Raw genomic sequence first — 5,873 nt, 5'->3', positions numbered from 1 at the left:
GGTGCGGCGGGCGGCGGTACCGGGGTCGACGTGGCCGGTGTAGTCGTCGCGGAGTTCGTCAGTGGCAGACATACCGGCGAGGTTACGGCTTCTTGCGCCGGATCACGATCAACAGGTGATCCCCGGGAACTGGCGCGCACCCTCCTTTTCCGTGCCCAGTGGCGGAGTGGACGGATACCATCACGACGATCGACGACGAGATGAGGCAAACCATGGTGCCCGTTGAGCAGCAGCCCGATGGAGCCGACCTGGTGCACAAGGCGGTCAACCTCTTCACCTTCCTCGGGCGCGCTCAGCAGATGCTCGTCACGCCGGTCAGAACGGTGGACACGTTCGAGAACGTGCTGTGGTTCGGCGAACTGCCGGAGCACCCGGCGGTGCATTCCTCGCACCGGGTTGCAGAGCTGGAAGTAGCCGCGCCGCTGCTGGTGGTCGACAGGGTGCCGAAGCTGGATCCGCCTCTGCTACCCGACCAGCTGGAACTCTGGGTGGACGGGCCGACCGGGGACGTTGAGATCGAGCCAGCGCTGAGCGAGGCGATCTACACCGAAGATCCGGACGCGTCGCGCGTGGAGCTTGCCGACGTGCCGCAGATCGGCGACGCGTTCGAGCACTGGGTGGCCGCTTGGCGGCTGTGGGCCCAGCGTGAGCGACGAGACGCGGCGGCGCGCGACAGCTACCGGCAACTGTTCGAGGTGCAGCTCGCTTCGGTGGATCACAGCGAGGAGTTCGAGCTGGTTCTCGGCGTCGGATGCCTGACCTGGCGGCCCATGGACCACGACCAGGTCTTGCGGCACATCGCGACAGCACCGATCGCGATCGACTTCGACGAGAACACGGGCACCCTGACCGTCGTGCAGGTCGCCTCGCCCGAGGCGGTGTCGATCGAACTCGACATGCTTGACCCGGCACTGATTTCCAGCCCGGCCAAGATCGACGAGATCAGGCAGCTGGCCGGCGAATACAACGGGCACCTGCTTGACCGGCCCGCGATCGGCGAGGTGTGCCGACGACTGGTGCACCGTCTCGATCCCGACGCGGCCTACGACGAGGACGCGCTCACGCCGCCGACCGGCGCCGGCCCGCGCGCCGCTTTCGCCCCCGCGATCATCCTGCGGCGGCGCAGCAACCGCGGCTTGGTGCAGATCTATGCAGAAATCGTGTCCCAGATCCAGGCGGCGGGTGAAATCCCCAGCGGCATCGTCCCGTTGATCGACCCCGATCACCAACCCGAGTCGGAACCGAGCACCACCCCCGGTGCTGTTGTCACGATCGACGAGGAAGATTTCCTTCCGCTTCCGGTCAACGAGGCGCAGCGCAGGATCATCGAGCGGGTCGACCGCACCGCGCAAACGGTGGTGCAGGGCCCGCCGGGCACCGGAAAGACCCACACGGCGGCGGTTTTGGTGTCACACCTGCTCGCGCAGGGCAAGCGAGTGCTGATCACCGCCTACACCGACCGGGCGTTGCATGAGGTTCGCGACAAACTTCCTCGCGAGATCCAGCCGCTGGCTGTCTCGGTCATCGGGAGATCCCGCGCGGACATGGCCGACCTTCGCACCGCAGTGGAGCAGATCTCAAGGCGTGCAGATGAATTCGACGCGCAAGATTCCCAGAATTCCATCAACGGGTGCCTGGCCGCGTTGGACGATTTGCGCCGTCGCCGCGCCGATGTGTACGGGCGACTCGTCGCGATACGCCGTCGCGAAGTCGAAACGCACGACGACGGTCCGGAACGCGGCACCCTGGCCGCCATCGCTTACCGTCACCTGCGTGACGCGCCGGCCTTCGAATGGATTCGTGACTTCGACGTCGATCCGGGCCGGTTCGGGCAGCTGGCAGGCACCCCGGACGTCGAACGATGGCGTGCGACACTTCTGGACCAGGATGTGATCAGCCATGAGGCGCAGGCAGCCGGCCGGCTGGCCGACCTGTCTATCGTGGTGTCACCGGACGAGTTCGCGGCTCTTCGCGTCGCCGAGGAGCGCGCGATCGCCAACAGAGACTCCTTCAGAATTCTATTGCAGGACAAATTGTTTCAGCTGATTTGCGCCCTGCCGAACGAGGCTCGCGACGACCTCCGCGCACGGGTTTCCGACGTCGCGGACCGCGCCGCTGCTTTCGAGCGCCGCCAAGGAGCGTGGCTCGAAGAAGCGTTGCGCGACGTGCGAAGCGGCAGGCAGCAGTCGTGGGTGGCGCGTTCGGCTCAGCTCAAGACCCTTGGCCACAACGCTGCAACGTTGCTCGCGCGGTTGGGGCCGACGATGTCGGTGGTCGTTTCCGATGGAGATCGCGCCGTCCATGAACAGGTGGCGAAATCGTTGCTTGCTCACCTTGAGTCCGGCAACACGATCAAAACGCTGCCGGACGGCACACCCAAGGTCGGTGCTTTCACGTCGAAAACGGTGAAACTGGCCGCACCGTTTTTCACGGCCGTCAGGGTCGACGGTGTGCCGGCGGCGACGGTGCAACAGCTGGCCGCTTTTATCGACTGGGTCGAGGCGATCCGCACGATCACGGCGATGGATCACGCGTGGCCGATCTCCGTTTCGATTCCGGACGAGGACACCCTCGCCGAAAAATTGCAATGGCACCGCACCGAACTCGCGCAACTCGACATGGTTCTCGCTCTGGGTGAGCGGCTCGCGGTGGAGCGCGCGTGGTTCGAACGCATTGGCCTGCCGGTGCCCGACTGGAACAACCTCGACGAGATCCGCCGCTACGGCGCCCTCGTCGACGCGGCCAACGCTGCCGATGCCGCTGCCGCGGCCACCGCCCCCCTGACGGCGCTGCTCAGCTATCTGACGGCCGAATCCCAGTGGCCGAATTCCTCGGATGTCACTGAGGAGCTGCTCAACGCTGTCGCGAATCGTGATCTGCAAGCGTACGTGTCGGCCCATAGCCAACTCGTGCATCTCCATGAGGTGGCGCGAGCGGTATCAGAACGTGACCGGAGTCGCGCCGAGCTTGACCGGTACGCGCCTCGCCTCGGGGAGGCTATTGCCGCGGACCCGGCAGCACCGGAATGGGCTGATCGTCTGGCGTCTTTCGACGATGCGCTGCGCTGGGAAGCGACCCGCCGATGGATCATCGAGCAGGACTGCGAAGACACGAACGTCCTCAAGAATCAACTCGATTCCATTGAACGCCAGATCCGCAGCGAAGTTGAGAATCTTGCCGCGGAGCGGGCGTGGGGATATGCGGTGGCACCGGGCCGGCTGACCGGGAGCGCACGCGCGAACCTCACGCAGTACGCGCAGTTGGTCTCTCGCTTCGGCAAGGGGACCGGCAAGTACGCCGCCAAGCAGCGCGCCGAAATCACCGAAGCGATGGACCGGTGTCGCCCGTCGGTGCCGGTGTGGATCATGCCGATCTACCGCATCGCCGAACAGGTTCGCGTGCACCCGAACCTGTATGACGTCGTGATCGTCGACGAGGCGTCACAGGCTGGTCTTGAGGCATCCTTCCTGCAGTATCTGGCGCCGAAGGTCGTCGTCATCGGCGACGACAAACAGGTGTCACCGGCGGCGGTCGGTGTCGATCAACAGCACCTTCGCGACCTGGCCAACCAGTACCTGTCCGGCGATCCCTACCGGGCTTCCTGGCTGGACCCCAAACGCAGCTACTTCGACGAGGCGGCAATGCGTTTCGGTGGTCGCATCACCTTGACCGAACACCGTCGCTGCGTCCCGGAGATCATCGGATTCTCCAACCGCATCGCCTACGAGCCGGAAGGAATCCGTCTGGTTCCGGTACGCCAGCTCGGGGCCGACCGGCTCGAGCCGATCAAGGTCGTTCACCTCGCCGAGGGCTACGAGGCGAACAACAAGACCAACCCCGTCGAGGCGGAGGCGATCGTCGATCAGGTTCGGAAATGTCTGGCGGAACCGCGCTACGACGGTGCGACTTTCGGCGTGATCTCGCTGCTCGGGAAGGAACAGGCAAAGTTGATCGAAGGCAAGCTGCTCGACGCGGTAGCCCCGGAGGAGTGGTCGGCTCGCCAACTTCGTTGCGGAGACGCGTCGGATTTCCAGGGCTCGGAGCGCGACGTGATGTTCTTGTCGATGGTCAAGGCGCCGGACCCGGCCAGAAGGATGAGTGCGCTCACGGCTTCGCTGTACGTTCAACGCTTCAATGTCGCAGCCTCCCGCGCGAAAGATCAAATGTGGGTTTACCATTCGGTGCCCAAGGCGGCGCTGACCAACAAAGAGGACATGCGCTACCAGCTGCTGGACTACTGCTACGGCGTGATCAACCGCACCAACGGCGGGATCGAGGGCTCGGTCGACGCGGTGGTCCCCGAGGACCTGCGGGTCCCGCCGTTCGATTCGTTGTTCGAGCAGCGAGTGTTCAACCGCATTGTCGAGCGCGGCTACACCGTGGTCCCGCAATACCCCGCGCTGGGCTACTTCATCGACTTGGTGATCATCGGCGCGAAGGGTCGCCTGGCTGTGGAGTGTGACGGCGACTTTTGGCATGGGCCGGCCGAATACGAAGCGGATCTGGCTCGTCAACGTGAGCTCGAACGATGCGATTGGAAGTTCTTCCGGGTCCGCGAGTCGATCTTCTACGCGGATATGGCGGGCACGCTGCAGAAGCTGTGGGAGCAGCTCGACAAACTGGATATCCGCACGGCGGACTGGATCGACCCCATTCGTGGTGATGACAATGTCGTTCCGCCCGAGGCGGCCGGCATTGTCGAGCAGGCCTTGACAGGTGGCCGCCACCGGTCCGCCGAGACCGCAGGCTCGGTCGAGGATGCGCAACCGGTGCACGCCGAGGCGTCTGCAGCATCCGATGGCGGCCCACGTCCGGCTGATGCGGGGGAGTGCGCAGACGCCCCGCCCGTGGAGCGTGAGGACCCCGAACCTGTTACCCGGGAGGTTGTTTGCGCGCCCAGGCCGGCGTTGCTCAAGGCTTATGAGGCGTTCGACGAGCCGTTGCCGGCGATCGGTGCGAGTCCATTCAGCGTTGTCGTGGCCAACGTTGTGCGCATTGTCGCCGTCGAGGGCCCAGTGCTGGGACACCGGCTGCAGCAGTCCTACGTCCGAGCATCCGGTGGCCGGCGGGTCGGCAGGGAGATCGCGCACACGCTGAATCGCGCGATCTCGATCGCCGAGCGGCAAGGGCAGATCGTCTCCGAGAACCCGTTGAACGAGCCCGGTGTGAAGCCGAGGACATTTCGTCTGCCCAGTGCGCCTCAGGTTGTCCCCCGTGAGCTGGGACCGCGACCACTTGACGAGGTTCCAGCCGCGGAGCTGGCGCATCATCTGGCCGAGCTGGCCCGAGGTAACGACCTGCTGTCCGAAGAGGAGCTGTTCCGTGCCGTACTCGACCGGCTGGGGCTGAAACGGCTCACCGACAACGTCAGGATCATGTTGCGTCGCGCACGCGGGCTGGTTCCCGAGGACAATGATCCTGCTCGGCGCGCGAATGCTTCCTCTCCGTGATGACGACTGCGGCCGCGTGCGTCGACTGTTCGTTGGCAACGACGAAGCCAGCCTTGCTACGCGGAATCGTCGACACGACTCAGGGCGGTGCGCCCGGACTGGATGGAACCAGGAGCCCCGGCCGGCCAGGTGTGGTCCTGGAGATGCGTTAGATTCGGCGCCATGGCGACGGCTCGAAGTGACACGACGATCGACGAGGTGCTCCGGCAGTTTCTGGCGGCGCAGCGGGAGCGGCTCGCGGAGCGGACGTATCGCCGGCATGAGGATGTCGTCGAGTTGCTGCGGGACTGCCTGGACGGGTACGCCTACCAGTCCCTGGCCGACGGGGAGCGCCGGCGCTGGGAGGAGGAGTTCGCCAGGAACGAGGACGGTGCGTTCTGCCGCTTGTTCGGGCCGGAGAAGATCGCGGAGAACCTCGGTGAG

2 protein-coding genes are annotated in these 5,873 nt (G+C 65.2%); both read left to right on the top strand.

Annotated elements, in window-relative coordinates; all coding sequences use genetic code 11:
• Nucleotides 1–212 precede the first annotated feature (212 nt).
• Nucleotides 213–5,450, top strand: coding sequence for an AAA domain-containing protein (locus AC2VOP_RS16340; protein ID WP_486961945.1), 5,238 nt, complete (start codon nt 213–215; stop codon nt 5,448–5,450).
• A 162-nt stretch (nt 5,451–5,612) separates the two neighbouring features.
• Nucleotides 5,613–5,873 (top strand): hypothetical protein (locus tag AC2VOP_RS16335; protein WP_486961944.1); only part of this gene is annotated, 261 nt, incomplete at its 3' end.

The sequence above is a fragment of the Mycobacterium sp. TH-M106 genome (genome assembly GCF_057473765.1).
This window is presented reverse-complemented; position numbering and strand designations above follow the sequence as displayed.

Bases quoted from the DNA above. Each gene is read 5' to 3' on its own strand.
- AC2VOP_RS16340 (WP_486961945.1), top strand. From the start codon at position 213: ATGGTGCCCGTTGAGCAGCAGCCCGATGGAGCCGACCTGGTGCACAAG.